Here is a 26,945-nt window from a genome sequence, read left to right as displayed (position 1 = left end):
CCTTGTGCGCGCGGAGCATCGAGCCTGTGTCATAGCTCAACATCAAGCGAACGGACAGGTGATGTGCTGAAGGCAACCTGGGGGTCGCGCAGAAGCCCAAGGCCGGCTGCATTCCTAGGCGCCCGCATCAGCTAGGCGTAGCTTGAGCGGGATCGAACCCCATCCCCGTAAAGCATTGTTGTGATGCTGACCTAACGGTGCGGTCACTTCGAGGGACTCCACTCGCTCGGTGAGCACCCGCAGCAACACCTCAGCCTGCAGACGTGCAGCGTGCTGGCCGACGCACTGGTGGATGCCCATCCCGAATGCCAGGTGACCTGACGGGTCTCGGCTCAGGTCGAACTTGTCCGCATTCTTCCACCGGCGCGGGTCTCGGTTTGCGGCTCCGAAAGCGATCAGCAGACGAGAGCCCGCTGGAATGGCGGTTCCAGCGAAATCGAGATCCTTGGTCGCCTTTCGAAAGAGCATCTGGACTGGCGACTCCCAGCGCAGTGCCTCCTCGAAGGCCACCCGTGCCAGACCGGGGTTCGCCCGTAGCGCAGCCCACTGATCGGGGTTCGTCGCCAACCCGAAAAGCAGTCCGGCCATTCCGTACACAGTGGTGTCGACGCCGGCGTTCAATTGGGTGAGGACCAGCCCTGGAGCCTGCTCGGGCAGCAGATCGCCGCGGTCCACCGCTGCCCAGATGTCCGCACCAAAACCCCGCGGCTTGAGTGAATCTCGTTGGCACTTGCTCGCCGCCCAGTCGAAACGTGCCGCGGCTCCGTCCTCGCCCTTTCTCGTCAGTTCGTTGCGCGGCCCGACCGAGTTGAAGATGTGATCGGCGTATGGCAGCAGGTTCTCCCTGCCCTCGTCGTCTATCCCTGCCGCGTTGGGAAAGAAGTTGACCGGGAAGATTCTGGCAATGTCGTCGTAGCCGTCGACCTCAACCTCGCCAGCACTGTTGCGCCTCTCGCTGAGGGCGGCCACCAGCGACTCCGCCAACTCGCGGCAGTCGTCCGTCATGGCCTTCAGCACCCGAGCCGACATTATGCTCTGGAGCACCTCTCGTGGGGCGTCGTGATACGGCGGGTCGAGTTGCAGGATCCCGCCACGGATATGCTCGGCCTCGACCAGTCCGACGCCTGAGCCCGAGATCAAATCCTGCCAGTTGCAGAGGGCCTCCCGGACCTGGTCGTACCGCCCGACCGCGTACACGTCGTACCGCGAAAGGTAGGCAACGGGGCCGGCCTCGCGAAGGCGTTCTTGGAAGACATGCGGGTTGGCGAGTGACTCCGAGTCGAAAGGATCGTCATCGAGGACTGGTACAGCTGGAGCGACGGATGTGGGCACGCATTCTCCTAAAGGTCGAGCACGAGTTGTTCGCCCGCGGATCGCGACACGCACGCGAACATCCGGTCATTCTGCGAACGTTCGAAGTCGGTAAGCAACGAGTCCCGGTGATCGGGGATTCCCTCCAGAACCCGGACCTCACAGGTGCCGCAGACCCCTTCCTGGCATGAAGAGACGAGGGGCACCTTGGCTCGGCCGAGAACATCGAGGATGGATTCGTCCGGCCGCACGGTCAACGTCAGTCTCGAGCGCGCGAGCACGATGGTGAAGGGTTCCGAGCGGATTGGGGGGGCCCGGACGGTGGAGACGAAGCGCTCGAATCGTACGTCTTGGGCGGGCCAGCATCCCGCCGCGGTGCTCACCGCTTCCAAGAGCGGCTCAGGCCCACAGCAGTAGATCTTGGCGCGCTCAACCGGCTCCGAGAGGAATTCGAGATCCAAGAGTCCTTGCTCATCCTGAGGCCAGATCATCACCTTGTCGCCGTATTCGGACAGCTCCTCGACGAAGGCCATCGACTGGCGCGTCCTCCCGCCGTACAGCAGGTGCCAGTCGATGCCGAGCTGCTCTGCAGCTGCGATCATGGTCACGATCGGTGTAATGCCGATGCCCCCGGCGATGAACGAATAGCTCCTCGCGGGAGCTAGGGCGAAGTTGTTCCGCGGGGTCCCGATTTCAACGAGATCACCTTCCTTGAGGGAATCATGGACGAAGTGCGACCCCCCGCGCGACGACGGCTCCCTGAGGACCGCAATCTCGTAGGTCCCGGCGGACCAGCGATCACCGCACAGTGAGTACTGACGCACGAGTGATCCCCCGGCGCCCACGGGAACGGAGACGTCGATGTGGGCACCGGGATTCCAGTCAGGTAGGCGTCCACCCGACTGGTCCGCCAGACGTAGGCGGACCACACCGTCGGCGACGGCCTCTTTCCTCGTGACTTCGACTTTCACCCCTCTAACGGTAGCCACAGGATGGCCCCGGCGAATAGGTATCACTGCGATAGCCGTGACCCTGGAACATCATGACGGCCGATCGTCGGTCAATGTCCAGAGAATTGAAACATGTTCGTTAAGGCGACGCCGCAATTGAGATGCCCAGGTCTCCTAGGTCACCCAATTCCACGGAGCCGATTTGCATCATTGCGATGAACCGCGTATTTGGGCATCAATATTTCTGTTTCAGGGTCGACCGCCGCATAGTATTTCGAGTGGCCCCCGGCCGTGTAACTTCCAGACAACCCGCACACCATCACGATCGTTGAAAGAATCTCTGTGATCACACTGGCCCCGCGGCTGCCGTCGTTTGATCCAGTGCGCGTGGTGATCGCACCGCCCGCCTTCTCTAGGTGCGGCGATTCCGATATTGTCCTCGATTTCTACGGTCAGCGGCGAGCCAGGGGGTTGGTTCTCTGAGCCCGACGATGGTTTCGACTCTGCTCGACCGCCATGTGGCTCAACGGACAAGAGTCGGAGTGCGAGTATCGGGCGCCAGCAACGGAGCGGAGTTGCGACAAACGCCGGCGTCTGGAAGAACCTGTCGTCGCGATGCGTGCCTAACCTGGCCGACCGCCGGGGGCGGGCGGTGTCATAGGGCTTTGATGATGTCCTCGACGCGTTCCTTAGCGTCGCCGAACAGCATCTGGCTGTTCTCCTTGAAGACAGCGGGTTCTGCACTCCCGCATAGCCGGTCGCCATGGATCGCTTGAAGACGACGACATTGCGTGCCTTCCACACCTCGAGCACCGGTATCCGATCACCGCGGTGAGGCGGTCCGAATCGTCGACCAGCGCGTTGTCGAGCCGGTAGTCCCCGTGCAGGACCCCCCTGGGCAGACTGGGTCGGGACGTCCGCGAGCCCGCGGTGAAGCTCGTCAGCGGCGGGCAGGTGCCGGGTGTACGACGCGTCCAGCTGCTTCTTCCGGCGCCACACCTGATGGGTCAGGAACTGATCGGGACGGCCAAAATCGGACGGCCCCACGGCAACGGCGTCGACCTGGTGCAACTGTGCCAGCGTGTCCACCAGAGTCGCTGAGAGCGCGTACGCTCCGGACCGAGTGGGGCGATGTCAGCGACGTGCCAGTACGTCCGGCCTTCCACCCCTCCATCACATAGAAGGGCGCACCCAGCGCGCCTGGGTACCCTCGCAGAACCCCAACTTGCGCGGCCCCGGCACGCCGGTCGCCTGAAGGGCGGCCATGACCCGATACTCCTTGGCCATGTCGTGCGCGCTGGCGCGCACGTGCCCAGGCGGGGGGCGCCAAACGATCGAGGTGCCGTCGCCGTCGTTGACCTCGTAGGTGAGGTTGGACTTGCCGCCGGCAATCAGCGTTGCCGACATCGCGCTTCCTGCGCCGGGCACCGGCCTCGGCAGCCAGAATCCGAGCCGCTGCAGGTCCAGTCCCGGTGGACTCTGCTGTTGAGTACTCGTCACGGCACGAGCACGCTGACGGTCTCGACCACGCAGGCAGGCTTGTCACTGCCCTCGATCTCGACGGTCACCTGCCCGACCACCTGGTAGCCGGCACTTGTAGGGGTCACTGAAACCAGGTCGGCGCCGGCGCGCACACGCGATCCGACCGTCACGGGCGCGGGGAACCTGAGCTTGTTCGCACCGTAATTGACGCCCATCTTGATCTGCTCGACCCTGTAGATCTGCCAGACCAACATCGGGACAAGGCTCAGGGTCAGGTAACCGTGTGCAATGGTGCTACCGAACGGGCCACCAGCGGCCTTCGCGGGATCGACGTGGATCCACTGGTGATCGCCGGTGGCCGCGGCGAAGGTGTCGATCTGCTCTTGGGTTAACGTGTGCCAGTCGGAATGGCCGAGGTGGCTGCCAACCGCCTGCTCAAGCTCCGCGATGCCGTGGAAGGTTTTCACGACCTCGGCCCTCCTGCGACATAAAGCACCTGACCGGACACGAAGCCAGCACCCTCGCTGGAGAAGAACGAGACCGCGTGCGCAATGTCGTCAGGAAGGCCGCTACGTCCCACTGGGATCTCTTTCACGATTGCGGCCTTGAAGTCCTCGAACGGGTAGCCCATCCGCTCTGCCGTAGACATCGTCATCTCGGTCTCGATGAAACCCGGGGCGATCGCGTTCGCGGTGATGCCGAACCGGCCCAGTTCGATTGCAAGGGTCTTGGTGAAGCCCTGCACGCCAGCCTTGGCCGCGGAGTAGTTCGCCTGGCCACGGTTGCCGAGCGCCGACGTGCTTGACAAGTTCACGATTCGACCCCAACCGGCCCTGATCATGTATCCCTGGACGGCACGCGTCATCAGGAACGCCCCACGCAGGTGGACGCTCATCACGGCGTCCCAGTCGCCGACAGTCATCTTGAACAGCAGGTTGTCGCGGATGATCCCGGCGTTGTTGACCAGCACGGTCGGCTCACCCAGCTCCGCGGCAATCCGCTCTACCGCGGTGTTGACGGCCACCTCATCGGAGACGTCGACGCCAACGGCGAGCGCGCGACCGCCTGCAGTGGCGATTTCGTCCACGACGCACTTGCAGGCGGCCTCGTCGAGGTCAAGAACGGCGACGGCGAACCCGTCGGCGGCAATCCGCTTCGCGACGCCGGCGCCGATCCCGCGGGCGGCGCCGGTCACGATGGCGGTGCGTGTGGTCAGGTCGGAAGTGGTGTTCACGTGGTGACTCCTGTGGGTGTGACGGTGATCGATGGGATGAGCTCGGCGAGTGCGGCTCGGGTGGAGGTGGCGTCCAGGTGCTGCCAGGCGCTGAGCCCTACCGCTCGGGCTCCGTTCAGATTGGCTTCGGCGTCATCGACGAAAACCGCCTGCCCGGCGGCCACGTGCAACCGTTGCAGGGTGAGCATGTAGATGGCAGCGATCGGCTTGCGCAGGCCCACCTCGCCGGAGATGACGACCGGATCAAACAGCGCGTTGATGCGGGGACGGGGGTAGGTGTTTCCCCAGCTATTGGACAGTAGGGCGACCTTGACACCGGCCGAACGCAGGTCTGCCACCAGTGCGAACATGTCCGGATTCGGAGTCATCCCTGAGAACAGTCTGGACAGCAGCCGACCGGCTCGACAGGCTTACCGTTTAGGGTGCTGAGTTCCCGCGCGAGCAGCCCCTCGAACTCGGCCACCGGGAACTCGCCGGTCTCCAGCCGGTGGATCGGCGGCCCATACTCGCGGCGTCGCGCGAAAGCCAGCCCTTCAGCGTCCAAAGAATGATCGTGGATCGATGCCGTCGGCCTCGATCCAGGCCCCGATCGAGTGGCGCACCGGTAGGGTCAACACCCCGCCGTAGTCGAACACGACCGCCTCGACTGAGCTCACGGCCGGCCTGACCAGTTTCCTGCTGGTCTGGGTCCGAGGAGTCGGCACCTCGGGCAAATTCCATTGTCCGCGAGGTCGAGGTTAGCCAACTACAGCATCACCAGCGGGTTGACCGGAGACCCGGTCCCACCAGGGACCCTGAGCGGTGCGACCATCAAGAAGAAGTCCGATCGGTTATCCGACCGACACTTTTCGGCGAGCGGTTCGAGCAGCGCATTGTCCAACAACGCCACCCCGAAAGCCCACAGGGCCGCGTGGACCGACCACGACAACTCGTATTCGTTCGGCGTTGCGTCCATCATGTCCCACACGATGAGGGAACAGTCGACGTCACGGATGAACTCGAGACACGAGGTGTGTAGGCCCGGTCGTGGTTCCTTGCCGGTGGGGATACCTCCGGCGCCGGACGGGTCGGTTCCCCATAGACGGTTCTCCCGGTTCCAAGCATCCCTGCCGCTGTAGACGACGATCGCGTCCCCGGGCGCAATCTCAAGTCCTTCGCTGTCGGCTACCTGAGCCAACTCAGCACCCGTGACCGGCTCTTCAATGGTCACGTAGTCCGTGCCACGGAACCTGGGAACATCGAGGAGCACGCCACGAACGAGGAACCCATCGTTGCCCCATTCGTCGATGTCCGCCCAGCGCGAGCCACCGGTGCCCACCTCGACGGAAGGGTCGCGCCCGTTCCACATCCTCGGTCCTGACTTGCCATCCTTTCCGTCCTCCCAGATGTTGCTGCCTCCCCAGGTGTGGCAGAGCGCATCGATGTGGGTGGTGGTCAAGCCGTGGTAGTTCACGCCGTAGTAGTCGACCATCCCGCAGGCTTCACCGTTTCGCTCGGCTACCTGCACGTAGTGCTGCGCCGGGAAGAAGTTGTCCGGCCCAGGGGCTTTGGGGAATGGACGGCTCAACGAGAGCACCTCGCCGGTCCGCACAGTCGAGAGGGCCCGCAAGCGAGACTGCGGATCAATTAGATTCGCCACGCCCCGCTGGTCATCAGCACCCCAGCGACCCCAGTTGTTGCGCTGGGTCAACAAGCCCACGAGCTCCTCGCGCGTCGGGTCCTTGGGTTTCATGATTGTGCCCTTTCCGTGATGCTTCTGGAGAGTGTGCCGAGTCGGTGGTCCTTGCCGCTGAGCATGCCCCTCTTGGGCCCAAGCAGCCAATTTCTGGGGGACTATAGGAGTGATAGACGTTCCATCCTGCGACCCCGTTCTCCGAGGCAATACTCTCCTCTACACATGCACCGCAGGACCCGCATCGCAGCGATGCTGGCTATGTCTCGCGGGCCCTACCCAGCTAAGGCGGAACATGATGAGGTCCTTGCTGGCCGTGGCCGTCGGCGACGAAGCCCACGACCAAGCTAAGTCAGTCCGCACAGGTGGGGTCTGGGACGTGTTCAGATCCGTGTCCCTCACGGGGGTGCCGGACAACGATCACTGGATCGGACTCGCTGATGCCCGCGCTAGCGGGGTTGCAGAGATCGGCGACCACAAGGTCTCGATGGTGACCGATCATCTGCCGAGGCAGCATGCGATAGCCATGGTTGTCGGCAGCGACTCCCAAGAGCAGATCGCCGACGATGTCGAGCGAAATCTGGTCGCCATCTGGTACGAAATTCCACATGACGCTCAGATCCAATTCGAGAACTGGTTCACGCTCGAGCACGCCCCGCTGATTCTGCAGGAGCCGGCTCTGCTCCGCACTCGTCGGCTCAGGATTGCCAGCCTTGGCGGTTTCGAACGGGCGTGGAGTCACTTGGTGATTCACGAACTGGCGAGCCTCTCCGCTCTGTCGTCGAGGGCGTTCGAGATTGCCAAGGAGGCCCCGGGCCGCAAGCAACTGCAAGACGTGGAGTGGTTCAACGATCGAATGACCCACTTCTATGCGCGCGATCTAGGGCAGAGCGACATCTAGCAACGATCTTCCCCCCCCCACCAATCACGATTCCTCAGAGGGGCGACATCAATTGGGAAACCGGCGGATACGGCCGTTCAACACCGGCGAGGTCTATCACGACCCCACCCGCAGCAATGACTTTTGCCAGGCGGTCGTAGCAGGCAACACCGTGTATTTGCGGGGCCAAGGAAGCCAAGACCTCGACACGTTCGAGTTCTTGAACGTCGGCGATCCCGGAGCCCAGGCCGAACAGGCGATGTCGAATATCGAGACGCTGCTCACTGAAGCAGGTGGGAGCCTCGACGACCTCTGCAAGCTGACCGTTTATGTCCAGGACCTGAGTCACCGGACCGCGATATACGAAGTTCTCGGTCGCAGGTTGGCTGGCGTCTTCGTCGTGTCGACGGGTGTGCTGGTGCCGGGGTTCTCCCTCCCTGAGTGCTTGGTCGAGATTGACGCCGTCGCCGTGCTGCAGTAGCAGTCTCGAGAGTCCGGCGAGGACCTACACCGATGGGTCGCGTAGGTCCTCGCCCGGAAACGAGTCAGGTACGTCGCTGGACGCGGCATACCAGCTCCGCTGTCATCAACAGGTGACCTGAAGGGTTCTCGAACAGCTCGTCCTAGACAGGCGGAGCGACGATAATCGCGCTCGTCGGGCAGGTTGCCACAGCTTCCCGCACAGCGACGAAGTGCTTCTCACTCGAAGTATCCATCAGCACAAACGCGATGCCCTCGTCGTCCTAGTCGAAAACGCTGGGGGCCAGCATCACGCACTGCCCCGCGCCGCAACACTCGGCGCTTTCGATGGTGACGTTCATCTCTCCCCTTCAGCACGTCAACTCCGACGCGCTTGTCAAGCCTCGTAGCAGTCCTGGCAGTGCCTGAGTGGGCCGCTCGTGCGCCCATCCTGCGAGCCCTGGCCGCAGAACTTAGCCATGTGGCCAAGTTCTCCCTCCTGCGGAGTCGCGCGTCAAGGGGTTCACCATGCTCGGCGCAGGTGCTGGCCAGTTCAGCTCGCGGCCGGTGGATCCGTCACAAGCACCAGCCGGCCGACTGAATCGCCGTCGGCGAGTCGCTGCAATGCGGAGCTGACCTCCCCGAGCGGAACTCGCTCACTCACAAAGGGGGCGATATCGCCGGCCTCTGCCAAGCGCGTGAGCTCGGCGTGGCACCTCGCGACCGCATCCGGGTCTTGTTTGTTGTAGAGGCCCCAGTGCACGCCGATGATCGAGTAGTTCTTGACCAGTGCGTGATTCAGAGATACCTCCTGAATCACGCCTCCCGCGAAGCCGATTACGAGGATCCGCCCCTCGAAGGCGATGCACTTGGTGGAACGTTGGTAGACCTCGCCACCGACCGGGTCGTAGATGACGTCGGCACCGCGTCCGTCTGTCTCGACCTTCACCACTTCGACGAAATCCTGGTCACGCCGATCGACGACGACGTCCGCACCAAGGGTGCGCGCGTATGAGGCCTTTTCCGGGCCGCCGACCACACCGATGACCCTGGCGCCAGCGGCCTTGCCAAGCTGAATCGCGGCGCTGCCGACTCCGCCGGCCGCGGCATGCACGAGCAGCGTCTCCCCGGGTTGGATCCGGGCGAGTCGGTGCAAGCCGAACCATCCGGTCTGGTAGCCGATGAACAGCGAAGCGGCCTGCGCATGGTCGAGAGAAGGAGGTGCAGAATACGTGGTCTGTTCATCCATCAAGGCATATTCGGCAAATCCGCCGTGCGGTAGTGCACAGACTCCGATGACACGCTCCCCTAGGCCTACCCGTGTAACCTTTTCGCCCACGGCAATGATTAGTCCACAGAGTTCTGATCCCGGCGTGAACGGCAGTTGCGGCCGGACCTGATATAGCCCACGACACAGGAGCACGTCGGGGAAGTTGGCCGCACTCGCCAGCACCCGCACCAGGACTTGGTGAGGACCGGGGGTCGGGCGATCAATGTCATGCAGTTCGAGGACGTCGGCCGGCTCACCAAGGGCGCTTGCCTGCCATGCCTTCATCGTAGCCAAGGCAGCCGACTCAGTCCGTCGACAGATCGAGCAGGGGCTGGCCGGGACCAACCGTATCCCCTTCGACGACATGCACAGCAGTCACGACTCCTGCGCATTCGACGGTGACCGGGATCTCCATCTTCATCGACTCGAGAATCATCACAGTGGCGTCCTCCTCCACGGCATCGCCTGGGGCAACGAGGACCTTCCACACGTTGGCGCTCATATCGGCCTGCATTGTTTCCGGCACGGTTACTCCTTCTCTTGGGTATCGCGGCAACTACCGAGTGGCAAGCTTGGAAACGACATTGGTGTCATACCGGCCGCTCACGAACTCGGGCAGATCCAGAAGCTTCTGGAGGAATGGCAAGTTGGTGATCAGCCCTGTCACCTCGAAGGCCTTCGCTGCCTCACGGGCCCGGGCAAGCGCCTGATCGCGGGTGTCGCCGAAGACACACAACTTGGCCACCAAGGAATCGAAGTGCATTGTCACGTCGTCACCGGAGCGATACCCCGAGTCGACCCGGATGCCGGGACCTTGGGGCTCGACCCAAGTCATGATGTGCCCCGGGGTCGGCAAGAATCGCTTCGGGTCTTCAGCACACACCCTCAGCTCGACGGCATGGCCTGACAGCCGTGGCGCGAAGTTGGCGGAGGTGCTGCCCGTCGCGGCTATGCTGAACTGCTGCTCGACCAGATCGATCCCATACGTCATTTCGGTCACAGGATGCTCCACCTGGATCCGGGTGTTCATCTCAAGGAAGACGTACTCGCCCGTGCGGGTGTCGACCAAGAACTCCACGGTTCCGGCGTTGCGGTAGCCGACCGACTCCGCCGCGCGGATGGCCGCCTCGCGCAACCCGTTCCGGATAGCTGGATCCAGATGCGGGGCAGGGCTCTCTTCAAGCAGCTTCTGATGACGCCGCTGGACGGAGCAGTCACGTTCCCCCAAGGCCAGTACCGTGCCGTCAGCCAGGCCCAAGACCTGAACCTCGACGTGACGAGCACTGGACACGAAACGCTCCAGGAACACCCGTCCCGAGCCGAAGCTGCGCATCGCCATGGACCGGGTGCTGTCCAAGGCCTTGCTCAGCTCGCCTGCGTTGTCTACCACCGTCATGCCGATGCCGCCCCCGCCCTCGGCAGCCTTCACCATGACCGGGTAGCCGATCCGCTCGGCTTCCGCTGCAGCCTCCTCGGCCGAGCCGAGCGCTTCCTCCCCTCCCACGCCGACGGGAACCCCAGCAGCCGCGACAGCAGCTCGTGCCGCGATCTTGTCCCCCATGAGCGCGATCACTTCGGGCTGCGGCCCGATCCACGTGAGGCCCGATTCCTCGACCTGGCGCGCGAATCCGGCATTCTCGGACAAGAAGCCGTAGCCGGGGTGTATGGCGGTCGCGCCGGTCTCCAGCGCCACGTCGACTATCCGGTCTCGGTCCAGGTATGCACGGACCGGAACCTCTGCCTCGATCGCGACTGCACGGTCCGCCTCGGCGACAAACGGCAGATCTGCATCGATGGGGTGGTGGACCGCGACGGTTTCCACTCCTAGCCGGCGGGCCGTGGCAATCACACGCCTGGCGATCTCCCCACGATTGGCCACCAACACACGCTTCGGAAAGGCAGGCATTCGTTTCTCCTCGCCGGTTGTTTCAGTAACTCGTAGGCCAGTTGCTGAGCAAGTGCTCACCAACCCCAGCTGTTCGGTTCAGGTGGTGATCCGCAAGAGCCCGGATGAGATATGCGCGGGTGTCCACCGGGTCGATCACGTCCTGCACGCCGTACACCCGGGCAACGTCGTAGGCAGTGGCATCACGCGTCATCTCCGTCAGCTTCTCCTCGAATAGTTCGGGATCCTCCGCAGGCTCTATTCCGTGCACCACGCTGACCGCCGACCGTGGATCCATGAAGCTCACCTCTGCCGACCACCACGCGGCCGCGGCATCGGCGATGAATCCACCGCCCATGTTGACGAAAGCCTGCCCGTAGTCCTTGCGCAGGATCACCGTCAATTTCGGCACCGTCACCAGCGAGAGCGCATTCATCCAATTGATGACCTTGCCGGCCACCTTGTTCCGCTCGGCTTCCAGACCGATCAAGAAGCCTGGCTGATCCACCAGGAAGATTATCGGGATGTTGTAGGAGTCACACAGAACCAAGAAGCTCGTGGCCTTGTCGCACGCTGCCGCGTCGATCGCGCCGCCCTTGAACTTCGGATTGTTCGCTATCACGCCGACACTGCGCCCTCCGACCCGAGCCAAGCAGGTGACCAGACTCTTACCGAAGGCATCCTTGATCAGAAACATGGATCCGACGTCCGCAATGACCTCGATGACCTTTCGTACGTCATAAACTTGGGAGCGCGATTTCGGCACGATCGTGCGTAGGTCTTCAGCACGGGCCCCGGAGCCCTCAGGCACCGACGCCTCAGGCGGCGCCACCCCGTTGTGGGCCGGCAGGTACCCGAGGAACTGCCGGACCAGCGCAACGGCCTCTTCGTCGGTGTCCGCGACAGCATCCGCGAAGCCCGTGACCTGGCTGTGCACGCGCCAGCCGCCGAGCTCCTCTCGATCGACCTCTTGCCCTGTCGCGCGGCTCACCAACCCAGGGCTGGAGACCGCCATGACCGCACCCTTGCGGAACACCGCGAAGTCACTAGAAACGGTGTGCCAAGCCGCCGATCCGAAGGCATAACCGAAGACGGCCGATGCCCAGGGGCTATCGCGCCGCCGCAGGAAACGGGTTCGGTCGTTCGAGTTCCCCATTCCGGTGCCGCCCATGATGTCGGGCATCCGTACACCCGTTGACTCCGCCAGGTAAACCAGAGGCACCCCGCGGCTTGACGACAACTCCTTCAGATGATGCATCTTCTTGTTGCTGGTAGCGCTGCTCGATGCGCCCTTGACAGTGAAGTCGTAGGCAATGACTGCGGCGCGTCTCCCGTCGATGTCTCCGGTGCCGGTCACCTTTCCGTCAGCCGGCGTGACGTCCTTGTCCGCGTCGAGGGGCGAAGTCGCGAAGAGACCCCACTCGGCAAAGGTTCCCTCGTCGAAGAGCAGAGCAACGCGTTCGCGGGCATTGAGCTGCCCGGTCGATGCCCTCCGAGCGAGTTTGGTTGGCCCACCCATGGCCAGAGCAGCAGCGCGACGAACAGCGTGATCTGCCTGCCTGTCCTCCTGCAGTTCCGGGGTCTGTGGCGTCGCCGAATTCTGCTCAACCGCTGCACCGCGCGGGATCGCCACTTCATTGGACGCGGTCATCGAGCACTCTCCGTTCGGTTGTCGCTCGCGGAACCTTCTTCGGCACCACGACCGGCGCGCCATAGCTGGTGACGCACCAGCGCACTTGCAGCGACCGCGGCGGAGTCGACAGACGGATAGGCAGCGAGCCCGATGGCCCGGGCCTGCTTTGCATAGGCGCGGGCCTGCTCCTCGATCTCAGGGCTACCGTCCCCCTTCACAACGAGGAGGTGATTGCATCGGTGGCGGGCACCATCGCGGGCCCGACCGATAGCCTCGATGATGCGACCGGTCACATCGCCGTGGCTAGCGCGGTAGTTGCGTTGGATGATGCCGACGTTCAGGTGCGAAATCACCACCGCCGCGGTGCTAACCTCGAGCACTGTGCCCAGAATGTGTTCTGCGGTCGCGCCGTCATTGACCACCAGGCTGGGCGCGGGAACATCGATTGGATTGAGCAGACCATTGCCAGGCGGAAGCCCGAGCGCCTCGAGTCGCCCGACCGTCTCCGAGGAGAGCCGCGGGGTAAACAAACCGCGGCGTTCCAGCGCGTCGGCCGCGAGCACGCTCGCACCGCCGCCGTTGCCGAATAGCACCACGTCTGACCCCGATGTCGCGACGTCGGGGTCAGCAGCGTCGAAGGCCAGGAGTACATCGATGAGCTCCTGCACGGAGTCCACCAAGATGGCTCCACCTTGGTGGGCGATCGCCGGCCACAGCCGGTGGTTGGCCGAGAGTGCCCCCGTGTGGCTCATCGCCGCTCGTGACCCGTCGCGTGACCGACCACCGGCTAGCAGGATGATCGGGGTGGTGCCGTCGGCAGCGCGTAGCACGTCGAGCACTGCTGCCGCTTCGCTCAGGGACTCCAGGTAGAGACCGACGACCTTGACGTCGGGGTTGGCCAGATGGTCCGCGAGAAGCTCAGCAGCGGTGACGTCCGCGCCGTTGCCGATGCTAACCAGGTTGTGGAAGTTCACACCTCTTGACGCACCGGCCCGCAGGATGTCGACGCTCAGGCCGCCACTCTGCGAGACGATCGCGACATTGCCAACCTCGAACGGCGCGTTGGGGATGAAGCTGAGCCGGGCCTTGGGCGAGTGGGTGCCCAAACAGTTCGGACCGATGACGCGCGTTCCAAGCCTGGCCATCCGAGCGACCAACTCGCTCTCGAGCTCAACTCCGTCCTCGGTCTCGGAGAATCCACTGGCCACGACTTGGGCGAAGCGCACCCTGCCCTCGCCGAGGGCAAGGGCATCAGCGACGCGAGCGCTCGGAAGCACGACGTAGGCGTAGTCGATCTCGCCGTCCACCTGTGCTAGCGAGGCGACCGCAGGCAACCCTTCGATGCTGGTCGCTTCCGGATGGACCGGGACGATCCGACCGGCGAAGCCGCCGTCGACCAGGTTGCGGATGAAGATGTTCGCACCGTTTGTACCCGAGCTCTTGGCACCAAGAACTGCAATCGTTCGCGGCTCGAACAGCGAGGTGAAATCGGCCTGTCGCACCCGTGGGGGGCGGGGACCTGGCACGACGTCACCCGAGACGAAGCGAGCATCAACTGCCACAGCCGCGTCCGTGCTCACGATCACCGGATTGAGGTCGATTTCGGTGATGCTTTCAGGCAGGGATGCCAGGAGACCGTCGGGCCCGGCGATCCGCAGGACAAGTTGGATGAAAGCGTCGACATCGACGGACTGCTGTCCCCGTTGACCAGCGAGGAGGGAATACCCGCGGAGCCTGATGAGCATGTCGCGGATATCGACCCGCCCTAGGGGAGCGACGCCGAAGGAGACGTCTGCGAAGGTCTCCACGAAGATTCCGCCGAGACCGATCATCACGACCCAACCGACGCCCGACGTCCGCACCGCTCCGAGGACCAGTTCCTGGCCACTGGTGACCTGTTCCTCGACCAAATAGCCGGTGAGGTCGTGGCCAGCGCTCAGGAGGCTTGCCCGCATCTCTTCTCCGGCCTGCACCAGGTCGGAGTGGCTCAGGCCCACCCTGACCCCGCCGGCTTCGGACTTGTGCACCAGCGTCGGGGACACCGCCTTGAGGACCAACGGCCCGACCAGATCAGTCGGTACCAGAGTGAGGTCATCAACGGTGTGGCCTCTGGGCACCCGAATTCCGTTGCAGCGCAGGATTTCCTTGGCGTCTCCCTCGGCGAGAACCATGGCGCTCACGGCGGCAGACGGCAGTGCCACAGCCTGCGCGGACTCGTGAAACGCGGGAGCTGACTTGGAGGTCACGGCTCTCATCGATTTCCCATCGGTGCGGTCTCATGGACCCGGTTTGGGCCACTTCTTGTGCTGAGTCTGCGAGAAGGTTTGCGCGCAGGGAAGGTTCCTACCCTTGGAGGTGCGATGGCGAGCCTCTATCGGTCCACTGGATCTGGGCGACGGCGGCTGTGATCGGTTTGCCGGCATGCGGTCGAGTCGGTTGCCACGAGCGTCAATACCTGGCTCACCAGGTGTCGATGTAACGCGACACCCGATTCGACGGACTCCACCTGCCCAAAGTCGCGGTGATCCAGCTCCTTGTCTCTGCTGGATCGATGACGCTGTCGAGTTCGAACATCATCGCCGCGTTCAACGCCTTGCCCTTTTCATAGGCTGCGGTCACGAATTCGTCGAAGCGTCGCTCCCGCTCCGCGGGTTCGACGATGCGTTCGAGTTCGCGTGCGAAGCCCAGACGAACCCCGCCTTCAAGGCCCATGGCACCGACCTCGCCCGTCGGCCAGGCGACGGTCGCTTGCGGGTGGCGAAAACTCCCTGCTGCCATGGCCTGGGCTCCCAAGCCGTAGGCCTTGCGGAGGATGATCGCCGTCAGAGGCACCTGCAAGTGTGCACCGATCACGAAGAGGCGGCTGACATGCCGCACCGTTGCGGCGCGCTCTGCATCGGGCCCGACCATGAAGCCTGGCGTGTCGCACAACGAGATGATCGGAAGGCCATGTGCGTCACACAATTGAAGGAACCGGGCGAACTTGTCGGCTGCGCTGGAGTCGATGGCACCCCCGAGGCGCCTCGGGTCGTTGGCGATCAACCCGTAGGCGCGGCCCTCGACACGGATGAGGGCCGTCACACCACTGCGCCCGAAGCCAGGACGGAGCTCGAGCACCGAATCCTCGTCGGCCAACACCTCGATGACGGACCGCACTTCGTACGCCCGCTTCCGGTTCTCGGGGAGCGCGTGCCGTAGCAGCAACTGATCGGCGGCCCGCCATTCAGTGTTGGCACCTCCAAAGTAGCTCAGGTACCGGCGAGCTGCGTCCACTGCGGCTGCGTCGTCGGGCACGACCAGATCGACGACACCGTTCGGCTCCTGGACCGACATGGGCCCGACCTCTTCTGGCGAGACGGAACCGAGCCCACCGGCTTCTATCATGGCTGGACCGCCCATACCGACCGTTGCGTCCTCTGTCGCGATGATGACGTCACAGCTCCCCAGAAGGGCAGCGTTCCCGGCAAAGCAGCGGCCGGTGAGGACGCCGACAGTCGGGACCAAGCCGCTCAGGTGGCCCATCGCCTGGAATGTCTGGGTATCCAACCACGACGAGCGAACGTCTTCGAGATCGACCTCGCCGGGGCGACCCCCACCACCCTCGGCGAAGAGCACGAACGGGAGACGTCGCCTGCGTGCCAGCTCGAGGAGACGGTCGAGCTTGAGATGGCCGAAGTGCCCCTGTGTCCCAGCCATCACGGTGTAGTCGTATCCGGCTACGACCACCTCCGTCGACCTCTGCTGATCCCGGACCCTTCCCGTACCGCCAACCAGCCCGTCCGCGGGCGTGGCCTCGATCAGCTCCGCGAGCGGGCGGCGGCCTCGTTGAGCGGCCACGGCCAGCCCGCCATACTCGTGGAACGAGCCCTCGGCAAGGAGGTCGTCCAGGTTCTCCCGAGTCGTGCGATGTCCGGTGTCGTGGCGCTTGGCCACCGCGGCGGGGCGGGACCCGTCCAATGTCTGGGTGTGCCGGCTGATGACCTCCGCAAGATCCGTGCGGATTGCGCTCAGCTCTGGTCGCTCTTCTGCCTCGGCAGCGGCTTCGTGCTCTTCGGAGGGAAGAAGGACGACCAGCGGTGTCCCCTCGTAGACCAGGTCGCCCACCTGAGTCTGCAGCACGTGCACGACGCCCGGCCGTGGGGCGAGGACGACATGCTGCATCTTCATCGCTTCCACCACGACCAGCGGGGCTCCTGTCTTCACCGCGTCTCCCACAGCGACTGCGATCTCCACCACGGTCCCGCCGACGCTGGCCACAGCCGTCGTGTCCGGATGTGCGCTCACCTGCTGCCGAGCCGGGGGCAACGCCGCGATGATCTCCTCCATGAAGGAGGTGGTGAAGTCGCCCGAGCGGAACACGGGGTGCTCAAGCACATGGCAGAGCAGATCGGCATTGCTCACTATGCCCGGCGATTCCCACTCGTCGAGGACGATGCGGGCTTGCTCAGCGGTCTCTTCGAAGTCACCCGCGGGCCGGTGCACGATGACCTTCGCCAGGAGCGAGTCGAACTGGCCATCGACACTCATGCCGGTCTCGGCATGAGTGTCGACGCGCACACCAGGGCCGGAGGGAATCGTCAACGATTCGAGCGTGCCCAGGCTTGGTCGCACGGCTCCGTCTGGTCCCACGCTCTCGGCGTTGACTCGACACTGGATGGCGAACCCTCGCGGGATCGGGGTCGGGCCGGCCAGACCGATCGATTCCAGGGTCGCGCCGTCGGCCAGCGCGAGCTGCATTCCGACAAGGTCCAGTCCCAGGACCGCCTCGGTCACAGTGTGCTCGACCTGGAGTCGGGGATTGACCTCGATGAATGCGACCTTGAGGTCGCCGTGCGCGAGGGCTGGCGCGTCCACCAGAAACTCGACGGTCGCGAGTCCGCGATATCCCAGGTCACGGATGACGTCGTCGGCGTATGCCGCGAGGACGTGCCTGTGCTCGTCATGCAGCGCCGGTGAGGGAGCGATCTCGATGAGCTTCTGGTGCCGGCGCTGGATGGTGCAGTCGCGCTCACCGAGACAGAGGACTCGCTCGGCATCGGCGATGACCTGGACCTCGATGTGTCGAGCCGACGACATCAGTTCCTCGACGTACAAGTCTCCGCACCCGAAGGAGCGCAGGGCCTCAGCGTGGCACCGAGCAAAGGCATCCTCCAGAGTGTCGATGTCGCGCACTGCACGCATGCCACGCCCACCACCCCCTGTGACCGCCTTGACCATCACACCACCTGGATGGTCCACGAAGAAGGCGCGGGCAGTGTCGACATCGACGTTCGCGTCTGTGGCGTCGAGCACCGGAACCCCACGCTCCCGTGCATGAGCGCGAGCCTTGTCCTTGTTGCCGAAGAACTCGAGAATCCCGGCTTCCGGGCCGACAAAGATCAAGCCGGCGTCAGCGCAGGCTTGAGCGAAGGCCGCGCTCTCGCTGAGAAATCCCCAGCCAGGATGCACATGAGTGCAGCCAGTGGTCCGTGCGGCTGAGATCAGTGCGTCAATGTCCAGATATGCACCCGCACCCTCGTCCGCCAGCTCGTAACGGTCCGAGGCGAGCCGAGCGTGTCGGCTGTTCCGCTCCGAAGGCGTGTGCACTGCAACGCATTCGTGGCGGGATGCGCGGACGGCCCGGATAACGCGGACGGCGACCTCTCCCCTGTTCGCGACCAGCACCCTCACCTTGTCGACATCCTCTCGCCGTCATCGTCTCGCCCTCGAGACGCACTTTGTCGGCGCAGTCTCGACGACAGGTTGGTCGTGGGAGATCTGCAGACCTCGTCCGGGCGCAGCCTTTGTGGTTGCCAGCGTGGGCGGATATCCGCTCCTCCCGCAACAGATGCTGCTCTATCGCCGCGATAGAAGACCCGTCAGTTTGCCTTGACTGCGGTTCCCGGGCTGCGGCACTGTCGACCATCCGAAGGCGGAGAGAGTCCATGGGCACACACGATTCGTTACAGCGCAACACCCGCGGTTCAGCGATGGCGCATGCCGTGGTCTTCGACTTCGGCGGAGTCCTCACCAGCAGCGTGACCGCGGCCTTCGCGGCCTTCGGGGAAGACGAGTGCGGTGATCCGACCCTGCCGTTGCGCCTCTTTGCCGAGCCCGACGTTGCCCGACTCCTGAGTGGACACGAAGAAGGACGGCTTTCCCAGAAGGCCTTCGAGGAAGGCTTGGGCGCCCGACTGTCAGAGTGTGGCGCCGACGTTCCCGCAGCCGGATGGATTTCGCGACTACTGGCGCGGTTGGAACCTGACCACCAGATGATCGATCTGGTGGCTCGGCTTCGTGACGTCGGCGTCCCAGTCGCCCTGTTGTCGAACTCGCTGGGTGACGACTGCTACCGCGGCTACGACCTTGATGGGCTGTTCGACGCGGTCGTGAAGTCGGGGGAGGTCGGAGTTCGGAAACCCTCTCGACGTGCCTTCGCGCGGGTCTGTGACCGCTTGGGAACGTCGTTGAACGAGACGGTCATGGTCGATGACCTGCCATTGAACATCCGTGGCGCCGAGAAGGCGGGGATGATCGGAGTGCTCCATCGGTCGGCCCCAGCCACCGAGATGGAGCTGGCTCAGTTGCTCGATGAGGGGTTGTCCCACGCGGCTGCCCTACGAGCCGGCGCTGGCGCGATATCAGACGACGTCAACGCGGGCGCGACGTGAGGAAGTCGGAGGGCCTGCCTAAGTCAGCGCGCCGAGACGCAATCCGTTCCGAGGGGAAATCCTGGTGGATCAACATGTACCCCGGTGACCAGTTGGCCCATCGCCAAAGGACACGAGAGAGGCATCTCTCCATGTGCACGGCGGCGCTGTCGATCCCGGTACGACCATGACGCCGCCAGCGCAGTTGGGCCTCGATGTACCTCGCCTCAGCAGCTGGTTGCAGCACGCGCAGCCGGAGTTCGCAGAGCAGCTGGACGGTCCGCTGTCGGCCAGCCTGATCGCCGGAGGCAAGTCGAACCTCACCTTCGAGCTTACCGATGGGCGGTCTTGCTGGATCTTGCGACGACCTCCGGTCGGTCGACTTCTGGCGACCGCCCATGACATGGCTCGTGAGTATCGGGTGATGAGTTCGTTGCGAGACACGCCTGTTCCTGTGCCCCAGACGATCGCCCTGTGCACCGACACGTCCATCCTGGGAGGGCCCTTCTACCTGATGGAGCGGGTCGTTGGCACGCCGTACCGATACGCACGTGAGCTGGTTGAGCTCGGCCCGAATCGGGTTCGGGTCATCTCGTGTGCCTTGGTAGACACGCTGGCCAGACTCCACGACGTTGACCCGGTGGTCGTAGGTCTGGCCGATTTCGGCCGTCCCGAGGGCTTCCTGACTCGGCAGCTCGAGCGATGGCGAACACAGCTGGAGGCCTCCCGGAGCCGCGCGCTCCCGGCGGCGGAGAGCCTGTATGCAGCGCTCGCGACGCGCGTCGGTGAAGCGTCGGAGAGAGGGGGAACAGCCTCGCCTGGCAGGCTCGTGCACGGGGACTATCGACTCGACAACCTACTCATCGATGACCTCGACCAGCCGGCCGCACTCATCGACTGGGAGCTGGCAAGTCGTGGGGAACCGCTCTGCGACCTGGCTCTTCTGATCGTTTACGGTCGCTTCGACTCACTGCGCACCGGACCGGCGATAATCGATGCTGCGTCGGCTCCTGGCTACCTCAGTGAGCGTGAGCTCATCGAGCGATACGCATCCCAGAGCGGTAGCAACCTGGCCGGCTTCGGACTCCATCTGGGCCTCGCGTGCTACAAAGTGGCCGCGATCGCTGAGGGCATCCACTTCCGATTCCGCAACGGCCAGACCGTCGGCCCCGGTTTCGAGAGCCTCGGCGACTGCGTAGTCCCCGTCCTGGAGTCCGGACACACCCTAATGAAGGAGTACACCTGATGGATTTCGGTTTCGATGCCCGGACCGCGGAACTTCGCGACAGCCTGCTCGACTTCATGGCCAGCTCGGTCTACCCGGCGGAAAGGACCTTCGCCGACCAGCTCGAGCAACTCGATAACCGGTGGGCGTGGGACTCTGTCCCTGTCCTGGCCGACCTGCGCGCAGAGGCACGTAGGCGGGGACTGTGGAACCTGTTTCTGCCCGGGGTTCATGGTGGGGGACTGACGAATCTTCAGTACGCCCCGCTTGCGGAGATCACTGGCCGGAGCCGGCAACTCGCGTCAGCCGCGCTCAATTGCTCCGCACCTGACACCGGCAATATGGAGGTCCTCGAGCAGTTCGGGAACGCAGACCAGCGGAAGGAGTGGCTCGATCCCCTGCTGGACGGACGCATCCGATCTTCGTTCGCTATGACCGAGCCTCAGGTCGCCTCGTCTGATGCGACCAACATCGAACTCGGCATCGAACGCGCCGGCGACGAGTACGTCATCAACGGACGTAAGTGGTGGATCACCGGAGCGATGAACCCGAACTCGCGGGTCTTCATCGTGATGGGCAAGACCAACCCGTCAGCGGACAGGCACCGGCAGCAGTCGATGATCTTGGTGCCGCGTGACACACCTGGCGTCGACATCATCCGCCCGATGGAGGTCTACGGATATGACGATCACGACCACGGTGGCCACGCCGAAATGACCTTCACCGATGTGCGAGTGCCCATCGCCAACCTCATTGCCGGCGAGGGGGACGGGTTCGCCATCGCCCAGGCCCGCCTCGGTCCGGGCAGGATTCACCACTGCATGCGCTTGATCGGAGTCGCTGAGCGGGCCCTGGAGTTGATGTGCGCACGAGCAGAAGAACGCGTTGCCTTCGGACGACAACTGGCTGAACAGGGTGTGGTGCGGGACTGGATCGCCGAGTCGCGGGTCCGTATCGACCAGTTGCGCCTTCTGGTGTTCAAGGCCGCCTGGCTGATGGACACGGTGGGAAACCAAGCCGCTCAGAGCGAGATCCAGGCAATCAAGATCGCGACCCCCTCAACCGTGCAATGGGTCCTTGACAAGGCCATCCAGACCCACGGCGCGGGCGGCCTGTCCCAGGACTTCATGCTGGCGTCGGCGTATGCGGGCGTCCGCGCGCTGCGCTTCGCCGACGGTCCCGACGAGGTGCACAAGAATTCGCTGGCCAAGGTCGAGCTCCGACGACAGGCCGCCTTGCGCTCGACCTCGTGACGGTACGAGTGCGCCACCCTTGCTCGACCGGCTGCCGACACGGGCCCGAATCAGCCTGACACCACGGCCGGGTCGCCGCCCCGCGAGCTTCCGTGAGGGCAGCGCTGCGGACGTTGCGGCGGGAGTACCCGCGCACTTGGTCGCTGCTCCTGCGGCAGGATGCACTGGGCCACAACCACACGATGTCGAAGGCCTGTCGCGGCCACGGCGTTCCCGCCCCCACGAGGTGTGGCCCCGGGCGGATCTCAGAGGGCAAGCGGTAAGTCGTCAAGCCCTGTCGAGTCGCCCCGGGACGCCCCACCGTCGACGAGGATCGACGTACCCGTGATGTAACCCGCCGCTGGCGTGAGCAAGAAGGCCACCACCCCGGCTATTTCGTAGGGCTGCCCAAGCCGCCCCAGCATCGTCCGCGCAGAGAGGACCTCGAGCGCACCGCCGGCTCGATCGAGCAACCGTGGGGAAACAAAGAGCCCCGGGGAGACCGCATTGACCCTGACACCGTGGTGTCCATGCTGCGCTGCCATGGACTGCACCCATGTCTCGAGCGCGGCCTTGGCCGGGCCATAGCCCGGACTCAGCCGGCCAGCGTGACGGCTCATGACACTCGACAGATGCACGATCGATCCACCTCCGGACCGCGCCACCAGCGGCACCAGATGCTGAGCGAGGAGGAATGCGTGCCTCAGGTTCATCCGGAAGTCTTCGTCCCACTCCGCGAGGGTGAACTCGTCAAGGGCCTTGCGCTGGATTCGTCCGATCACGTCGACGTAACCGCGCAGACCGTCGAACTCGGACTCGGCCACGCGGGCGATATCGTCGACGCCCTTCTCCGTGGTCGCGTCGGCGACGCAGTACGGAGCCTTGAGACGCGTCGCGACGGCGCGGACCGACTCCTCGTCAATGTCCACACAGAGGACTCGAGCGCCCAACCCCGTGAGGGTGGATGCGACGTGTTCACCAATGCCCGCTCCGGCCCCAATGACTGCGATCTCATCATCGTGCAGCCGAAACAGCATGGTGTGATCCACCTCAGTGGCAGCCAGCGGGTGCCGGGGGTCAGTCCGCAGCACGGGAGTCCACCTCACGGATACGGGCGAGGAAGTTCTCAAGCACCCGCCAGGTCTCTTTCGGATGAGTGATGTTCGGCTCGTGACAGTAGGGCAGCTCGACAATCTCCGCCTGCAGCAAGGCGCTCTTCAGGTGGCTGGTCCACGACGGCTCCAGAAGCGGGTCCGCCGCGCCAGCGACGAGTAGCACAGGGACTTCGACGCCGGCCAGGGATGCTGGAAACGGGTCGGCCTGGCGCGGTTGCTGCAGCCCTTCAGGAGGGTGCTGGTGAATCGCCATCACGCTCGCGTAGTGGCCCGGCACGCTCGCCCACTTGAGCCGGGCAGCAGCCTGCGCGGCTGCGCCTGCGTAGTCACCACAAAGCAGGCCGACGATTCGCAGCAGGTCCTTCTCGGTTCCGTCGAAGGGACCGAGTTCGGCGCTCCTCGCTGAACGCCATGGGCCCCCGGTACCGCTAATCGAGACCACCGAAGCTATTCGAGGACGCAAAGTAGCGTCGGTCAAGGCTCTCAGGGCAGCCGAACCACCGAACGAGTTACCGATCAGGTGCACCGGGCCACTGACTCCCAGCGCGTCCAGGAGTGCCCAGACATGTCGGAGCCGGAACGCGTGCGGTGCCTGATCGAGCCTGATCGCCTTGGCCGAGCCTCCGAAACCGAGCAGGTCGGGGGCGATGACTCGACACCTCTCGGCTGCGAGTGGCAGGAGTTCGCCCCAGGTGACATCCGCGCTGGCGCCCCAGGCGCCGTCGTGGAGGAACACCAGGGTCGGAGCGTCGGGTGTTCCCTCCGTTGGACCGCCGGCCAGCAGACGGGTCTCCAGGTCATTGACGATAACGGTGCTCTCGCGGATCAAAGACCTCCCCAAAGGTATGCCGGCGTGGCCAGCTCTGTTCGAGTCGGCGACGTTCACCGGAGCTCATAGTCTTCGGCTCGTGCTTCTTTGGTTCCGTCCAGGTAGCGATCCGCCGGTAGTGGCCACATGATCGTGGATCGCCCCTCGGCGTTCTGGTACCAGCTGTGGGTCTTCGACCACCCCCATACGCGCATCGCGCTGGCTTCGGTGACTTCCTGCTTGTAGTCCGCGAAGACGTCGGAGCGCAGGGACATCGAGGCGCTCCCGCTCTCGAGGAGCAACCGCAGCGCGCTGGTGATGTAGCCTGCCTGACATTCCATGTAGAACACCAGATTTCCATGCAGCAACGTATTCGTGTTCGGACCGTACATGCAGAACAGGTTCGGGAAATCCGGCACGGTCATGCCCATGAAGGCACAGGCATCAATACCCCAGACGCCATGCAGGTCGCGGCCCCCGCTCCCGACAATCCGCATGGGCGTGAGGTAATCGGCAGCCTGAAAGCCGGTACCGAAGACGATCGCGTCCACATCTACGTGGCGGCCAGAACGTGTCCAAACACCAGATTCGTCGATGCGGTCGACCGGGTCCGTGAGAAGTTCGACGTTTTCCCGCTTCATCGTGGCGACCCAGGTCCCATCATCGCGGATCATCCGTTTGGCACCAGGTGGGTAGTCCGGGATGATCTTGGCGGCCAGATCCTCCCGATCCCCCGCTTCGGCAACCAAATACTCGGTCATCTCGACCCTGAGTTGCTCATTCATGGCCGAGACTGCTCGCTCGGTGGGCGGATAGTCCGGATCGACGATTCCGGCGGCGAGCTGCCCGACAACCCGCGGCAGGAACATCGAAAACCGGTAGTAAGCGCGGTAATGCGGCAGGTGCCGGAGCAGCCAGCGAGCATCGTCACAGAGATCATCCCGCAATTCGGGGGTGGAGAGCAGCCATGGTGCGCTGCGTTGGAAGATCGTCACAGAGTCGGCGACCCGAGACAGCGCGGGAGCGAACTGCAGCGCGCTTGCGCCTGTCCCGATGACCGCGACCCGCTTGCCCGTGAAGTCATACGCGTGGTCCCACTCGGCAGAATGGAACGCCGGACCCGCAAAGGTTTCCAGTCCGTCGATGGGGGGCACCATCGGCCGGTTGAGCTGACCTACGGCACTGATCAGCAGTTCGGTGCTGACCTCTTCGACGCCGTCGGGTCCGACGACTTCGAGGCGCCAGACCGCCTTCTGGTCGTCCCACACTGCACCGCTGACCTCGGTACCCAGCTGGACATGCTCGAGGATCTCGTTCTCCTTGGCGAACCTGTTGAGATAGTCCAGGATCACCTCCTGCCGACCGTAGTGGGAAGGCCAGTCGTGCGGAAAGAACGAGTACGTGTAGATATGGCTGTTCACGTCGGTTCGGCAATCAGGGTAGGTGTTCTCGGACCACGTGCCGCCGACCCTCTGTGCCTTCTCGAAGATGGTGAACGGAACTCCGGCCTGCTTCATCCGATAGCCCGCAAGCAACCCACTGATTCCCGCCCCGATAATGCCGACGCGGATGTCGCGTTCCGGGGCGATACCGGCGGCTGTCCATCCTGGTGCCTTCGGATCGGTGCCGTCGGGCACGAAGGCCGCGTCAAGCAATTGGGAGGCATCCGCCGCCGCTGCGCCTATGCACCATTCTCCGATGGCCTCAATCACTCCCGGCTGTGGGTGCGTCGGCCACTGGTACGCCGAGGCGAGGTACGGATCCAGGCGCTCGCAGCACCATTCGAGAATCTCTTCCTCAACCGATCGCGCAAGCCCGCTGGACGGCATGGCCTCCGGTTTCGGTCGCCAATCCTCCCGCAGCACCTGCGCGTCGCCGGTGAGGTGCGCCACCAGCATCAGGAGGGCCGGGCTCTTGGCTGCCCCTAGGTGAGCGCGCAGCGACTCCGGAGTGAGTTCGGTCGAGTCAGTTTGATTCATGAGCAACTCCGCAAGTATTAATGACGCACTCCCGAGAGACGTGTCCAGAAGTGGTTGGCCGGATAGCAAAAAGTTCCGAGCTAGCGCTTGCTCTCTTCCGCGATCTGCCGCTCCTCGGCGGCCCGCACCTCTTCGCGAAGTTGCCCGGCAAGTGCGCCGTGGTATCGGCTGAACTCCGGCGAGGACGTCCGCATCTCCTGCGTCCGCGGCCGAGGAAGATCTATTCGGATATCGGCGATGATCCGACCAGGCCTGCTCGCCATCAAGATGACACGATCGCTCAGGAGGATCGCTTCACCTAGGTCGTGGGTGACAAAGATCACGGTGGGCCGCTCCGCCTCCCACAGTCGGATGAACTCTTCTTGCTGAGTGGCGCGAGTCTGCGCATCCAGAGCAGCGAATGGCTCGTCCATCAGCACGACGCGGGGGCTCTGCACCAGCGTCCGGGCGATCGCCACTCGCTGACGCATACCCTGAGACAGGTGCAGGACATCCGAGTCCGAGAACTCCTGGAGGCGCACGCGCCGAAGCCACGCCTCCGCCCGTTCACGACGTTCCGACTTGGGCACACCGCGTACTTCGAGCCCCAGCTCCACATTGCTGCGCACCCGGCGCCAAGGAAGCAAGGCGTCACGGGCGAACAGAAACGCAACGTCCGAGGAGGGCGACGTAACCGGGACCCCGTCGAGTTCCACGGACCCCGCAAGTTGGCGAACCAGACCCCCAGCCATCGACAGGGCAGTCGTCTTGCCGCAGCCCGAGGGGCCGACCAAGCTGACGAACTCCGAAGGTGCGATGCTCAAGTCGAAGTCCTCAAGGACCGGGACGGCACGATCACCGTGGAGAAAGCAATGGCTTACACCCTTGAACTCGACGGCGACTCCGCGCCTGTCTCCGGGGGTTCCGATCATGGTGCTCTGCCTCCGTGTCGCTGGGCGACATAGCGTCTGCCGACTTTCGCCGCTGTCTGTCAAAGCCCCGCACGATGGTGGCGGGTGCGGAGCCTGACTGCGACCCGCACTGCGACGTCGCGTCTCTCACGACAGGTTGCGTGAATCGCGTCAAGCGTGTCAAGAACTGACAGTCGTAAGAGCCCTATCGCGCCAATAGGGGTTGCGGCGTTGTCCACTAGCTCCAGGGTGCATGACGCTGATCCAAGCTCAGCCTGCCCAATGGAGGAT

General features: G+C 64.1%; 23 protein-coding genes and 1 pseudogene. 5 read left to right on the top strand and 19 right to left on the bottom strand.

The features are described from left to right. Positions 1–114 precede the first annotated feature (114 nt). The 9 genes and pseudogenes from AC1DXJ_RS19255 to AC1DXJ_RS19215 form a co-directional block, all read right to left on the bottom strand. Positions 115–1,332 carry a cytochrome P450 gene (locus AC1DXJ_RS19255; RefSeq protein WP_477637728.1) on the bottom strand — a complete coding sequence of 406 codons (1,218 nt, stop codon included), beginning with the start codon at positions 1,330–1,332 and terminating at the stop codon, positions 115–117. A gap of 8 nt (positions 1,333–1,340) precedes the next feature. Next, complete coding sequence (locus AC1DXJ_RS19250; RefSeq protein ID WP_477637727.1) at positions 1,341–2,282, bottom strand: PDR/VanB family oxidoreductase; 942 nt, start codon at positions 2,280–2,282, stop codon at positions 1,341–1,343. A 634-nt stretch (positions 2,283–2,916) separates the two neighbouring features. Continuing rightward, a pseudogene (locus AC1DXJ_RS19245) lies at positions 2,917–3,080 on the bottom strand (NAD(P)(+) transhydrogenase (Re/Si-specific) subunit beta); the annotation flags it as partial. A 354-nt stretch (positions 3,081–3,434) separates the two neighbouring features. Beyond that, on the bottom strand, positions 3,435–3,668 hold the full coding sequence (locus AC1DXJ_RS19240) for a phosphotransferase (RefSeq protein WP_477637726.1): 234 nt from the start codon (positions 3,666–3,668) through the stop codon (positions 3,435–3,437). Between the two features lie 89 nt (positions 3,669–3,757). Beyond that, positions 3,758–4,210, bottom strand: a complete 453-nt coding sequence (locus AC1DXJ_RS19235) for a MaoC family dehydratase (protein ID WP_477637725.1) — start codon at positions 4,208–4,210, stop codon at positions 3,758–3,760. Further along, positions 4,207–4,977 (bottom strand): 3-oxoacyl-ACP reductase FabG, encoded by a 771-nt coding sequence (gene fabG / locus AC1DXJ_RS19230; RefSeq protein ID WP_477637724.1) that lies wholly within the window; start codon positions 4,975–4,977, stop codon positions 4,207–4,209. Before fabG ends, AC1DXJ_RS19235 begins: the two co-directional genes overlap by 4 nt. Then, positions 4,974–5,345 (bottom strand): HAD family hydrolase, encoded by a 372-nt coding sequence (locus AC1DXJ_RS19225; protein WP_477637723.1) that lies wholly within the window; start codon positions 5,343–5,345, stop codon positions 4,974–4,976. The genes fabG and AC1DXJ_RS19225 overlap by 4 nt, the downstream gene beginning before the upstream one ends. A 165-nt stretch (positions 5,346–5,510) precedes the next feature. Further along, positions 5,511–5,633, bottom strand: coding sequence for a hypothetical protein (locus AC1DXJ_RS19220; protein WP_477637722.1), 123 nt, complete (start codon positions 5,631–5,633; stop codon positions 5,511–5,513). Between the two features lie 89 nt (positions 5,634–5,722). Then, entirely contained in the window at positions 5,723–6,709 is a 987-nt protein-coding gene (locus tag AC1DXJ_RS19215) for a cyclase family protein (RefSeq protein ID WP_477637721.1), read from the bottom strand. Between the two features lie 247 nt (positions 6,710–6,956). On the opposite strand from AC1DXJ_RS19215, the gene AC1DXJ_RS19210 reads away from it, so the two are divergent. Both AC1DXJ_RS19210 and AC1DXJ_RS19205 read left to right on the top strand, forming a co-directional pair. Beyond that, a complete protein-coding gene (locus AC1DXJ_RS19210; protein ID WP_477637720.1) occupies positions 6,957–7,550 on the top strand; it encodes a hypothetical protein in 594 nt (197 codons plus the stop codon). Positions 7,551–7,602: 52 nt separating this feature from the next. Continuing rightward, positions 7,603–8,010, top strand: a complete 408-nt coding sequence (locus AC1DXJ_RS19205; RefSeq protein WP_477637719.1) for a RidA family protein — start codon at positions 7,603–7,605, stop codon at positions 8,008–8,010. Between the two features lie 531 nt (positions 8,011–8,541). Here AC1DXJ_RS19205 and AC1DXJ_RS19200 read toward each other — a convergent pair. The 6 genes from AC1DXJ_RS19200 to AC1DXJ_RS19175 form a co-directional block, all read right to left on the bottom strand. Beyond that, positions 8,542–9,543 carry an NADPH:quinone oxidoreductase family protein gene (locus AC1DXJ_RS19200; RefSeq protein WP_477637718.1) on the bottom strand — a complete coding sequence of 334 codons (1,002 nt, stop codon included), beginning with the start codon at positions 9,541–9,543 and terminating at the stop codon, positions 8,542–8,544. Positions 9,544–9,562: 19 nt separating this feature from the next. Further along, positions 9,563–9,784: a biotin/lipoyl-binding carrier protein gene (locus AC1DXJ_RS19195; protein ID WP_477637717.1), complete on the bottom strand. Its 222-nt coding sequence runs from the start codon at positions 9,782–9,784 to the stop codon at positions 9,563–9,565. Positions 9,785–9,814: 30 nt separating this feature from the next. Beyond that, complete coding sequence (locus tag AC1DXJ_RS19190) at positions 9,815–11,164, bottom strand: acetyl-CoA carboxylase biotin carboxylase subunit (protein WP_477637716.1); 1,350 nt, start codon at positions 11,162–11,164, stop codon at positions 9,815–9,817. 22 nt (positions 11,165–11,186) lie between these two features. After that, positions 11,187–12,794, bottom strand: a complete 1,608-nt coding sequence (locus AC1DXJ_RS19185; RefSeq protein ID WP_477637715.1) for an acyl-CoA carboxylase subunit beta — start codon at positions 12,792–12,794, stop codon at positions 11,187–11,189. Then, the gene (locus AC1DXJ_RS19180) at positions 12,791–15,022 is read right to left on the bottom strand and encodes an acetate--CoA ligase family protein (RefSeq protein ID WP_477637714.1); all 2,232 of its coding nucleotides are present in this window, start codon (positions 15,020–15,022) and stop codon (positions 12,791–12,793) included. The genes AC1DXJ_RS19185 and AC1DXJ_RS19180 overlap by 4 nt, the downstream gene beginning before the upstream one ends. 214 nt (positions 15,023–15,236) lie before the next feature. Then, complete coding sequence (locus tag AC1DXJ_RS19175; protein WP_477637713.1) at positions 15,237–18,446, bottom strand: acetyl-CoA carboxylase family protein; 3,210 nt, start codon at positions 18,444–18,446, stop codon at positions 15,237–15,239. 254 nt (positions 18,447–18,700) lie between these two features. On the opposite strand from AC1DXJ_RS19175, the gene AC1DXJ_RS19170 reads away from it, so the two are divergent. The 3 genes from AC1DXJ_RS19170 to AC1DXJ_RS19160 all read left to right on the top strand — a co-directional run bounded on the left by AC1DXJ_RS19170 (position 18,701) and on the right by AC1DXJ_RS19160 (position 21,883). Continuing rightward, the gene (locus tag AC1DXJ_RS19170) at positions 18,701–19,426 is read left to right on the top strand and encodes an HAD family hydrolase (RefSeq protein WP_477637712.1); all 726 of its coding nucleotides are present in this window, start codon (positions 18,701–18,703) and stop codon (positions 19,424–19,426) included. A 166-nt stretch (positions 19,427–19,592) separates the two neighbouring features. Further along, positions 19,593–20,651 carry a phosphotransferase family protein gene (locus AC1DXJ_RS19165; protein WP_477637711.1) on the top strand — a complete coding sequence of 353 codons (1,059 nt, stop codon included), beginning with the start codon at positions 19,593–19,595 and terminating at the stop codon, positions 20,649–20,651. Continuing rightward, positions 20,651–21,883 carry an acyl-CoA dehydrogenase family protein gene (locus AC1DXJ_RS19160; RefSeq protein WP_477637710.1) on the top strand — a complete coding sequence of 411 codons (1,233 nt, stop codon included), beginning with the start codon at positions 20,651–20,653 and terminating at the stop codon, positions 21,881–21,883. Before AC1DXJ_RS19165 ends, AC1DXJ_RS19160 begins: the two co-directional genes overlap by 1 nt. Before the next feature lie 245 nt (positions 21,884–22,128). Here the strand turns inward: AC1DXJ_RS19160 and AC1DXJ_RS19155 are convergent, their stop codons facing one another. From AC1DXJ_RS19155 to AC1DXJ_RS19140, 4 genes are all read right to left on the bottom strand, one after another. Continuing rightward, a complete protein-coding gene (locus tag AC1DXJ_RS19155; protein ID WP_477637709.1) occupies positions 22,129–22,899 on the bottom strand; it encodes an SDR family NAD(P)-dependent oxidoreductase in 771 nt (256 codons plus the stop codon). A 40-nt stretch (positions 22,900–22,939) separates the two neighbouring features. Continuing rightward, positions 22,940–23,863, bottom strand: coding sequence for an alpha/beta fold hydrolase (locus AC1DXJ_RS19150; RefSeq protein ID WP_477637708.1), 924 nt, complete (start codon positions 23,861–23,863; stop codon positions 22,940–22,942). Continuing rightward, complete coding sequence (locus AC1DXJ_RS19145) at positions 23,860–25,764, bottom strand: flavin-containing monooxygenase (protein WP_477637707.1); 1,905 nt, start codon at positions 25,762–25,764, stop codon at positions 23,860–23,862. The genes AC1DXJ_RS19150 and AC1DXJ_RS19145 overlap by 4 nt, the downstream gene beginning before the upstream one ends. An 80-nt stretch (positions 25,765–25,844) precedes the next feature. Further along, positions 25,845–26,675, bottom strand: a complete 831-nt coding sequence (locus AC1DXJ_RS19140) for an ABC transporter ATP-binding protein (protein ID WP_477637706.1) — start codon at positions 26,673–26,675, stop codon at positions 25,845–25,847. Positions 26,676–26,945 lie beyond the last annotated feature (270 nt).

The sequence above is a fragment of the Pedococcus sp. P2_D9 genome (genome assembly GCF_056404275.1).
This window is presented reverse-complemented; position numbering and strand designations above follow the sequence as displayed.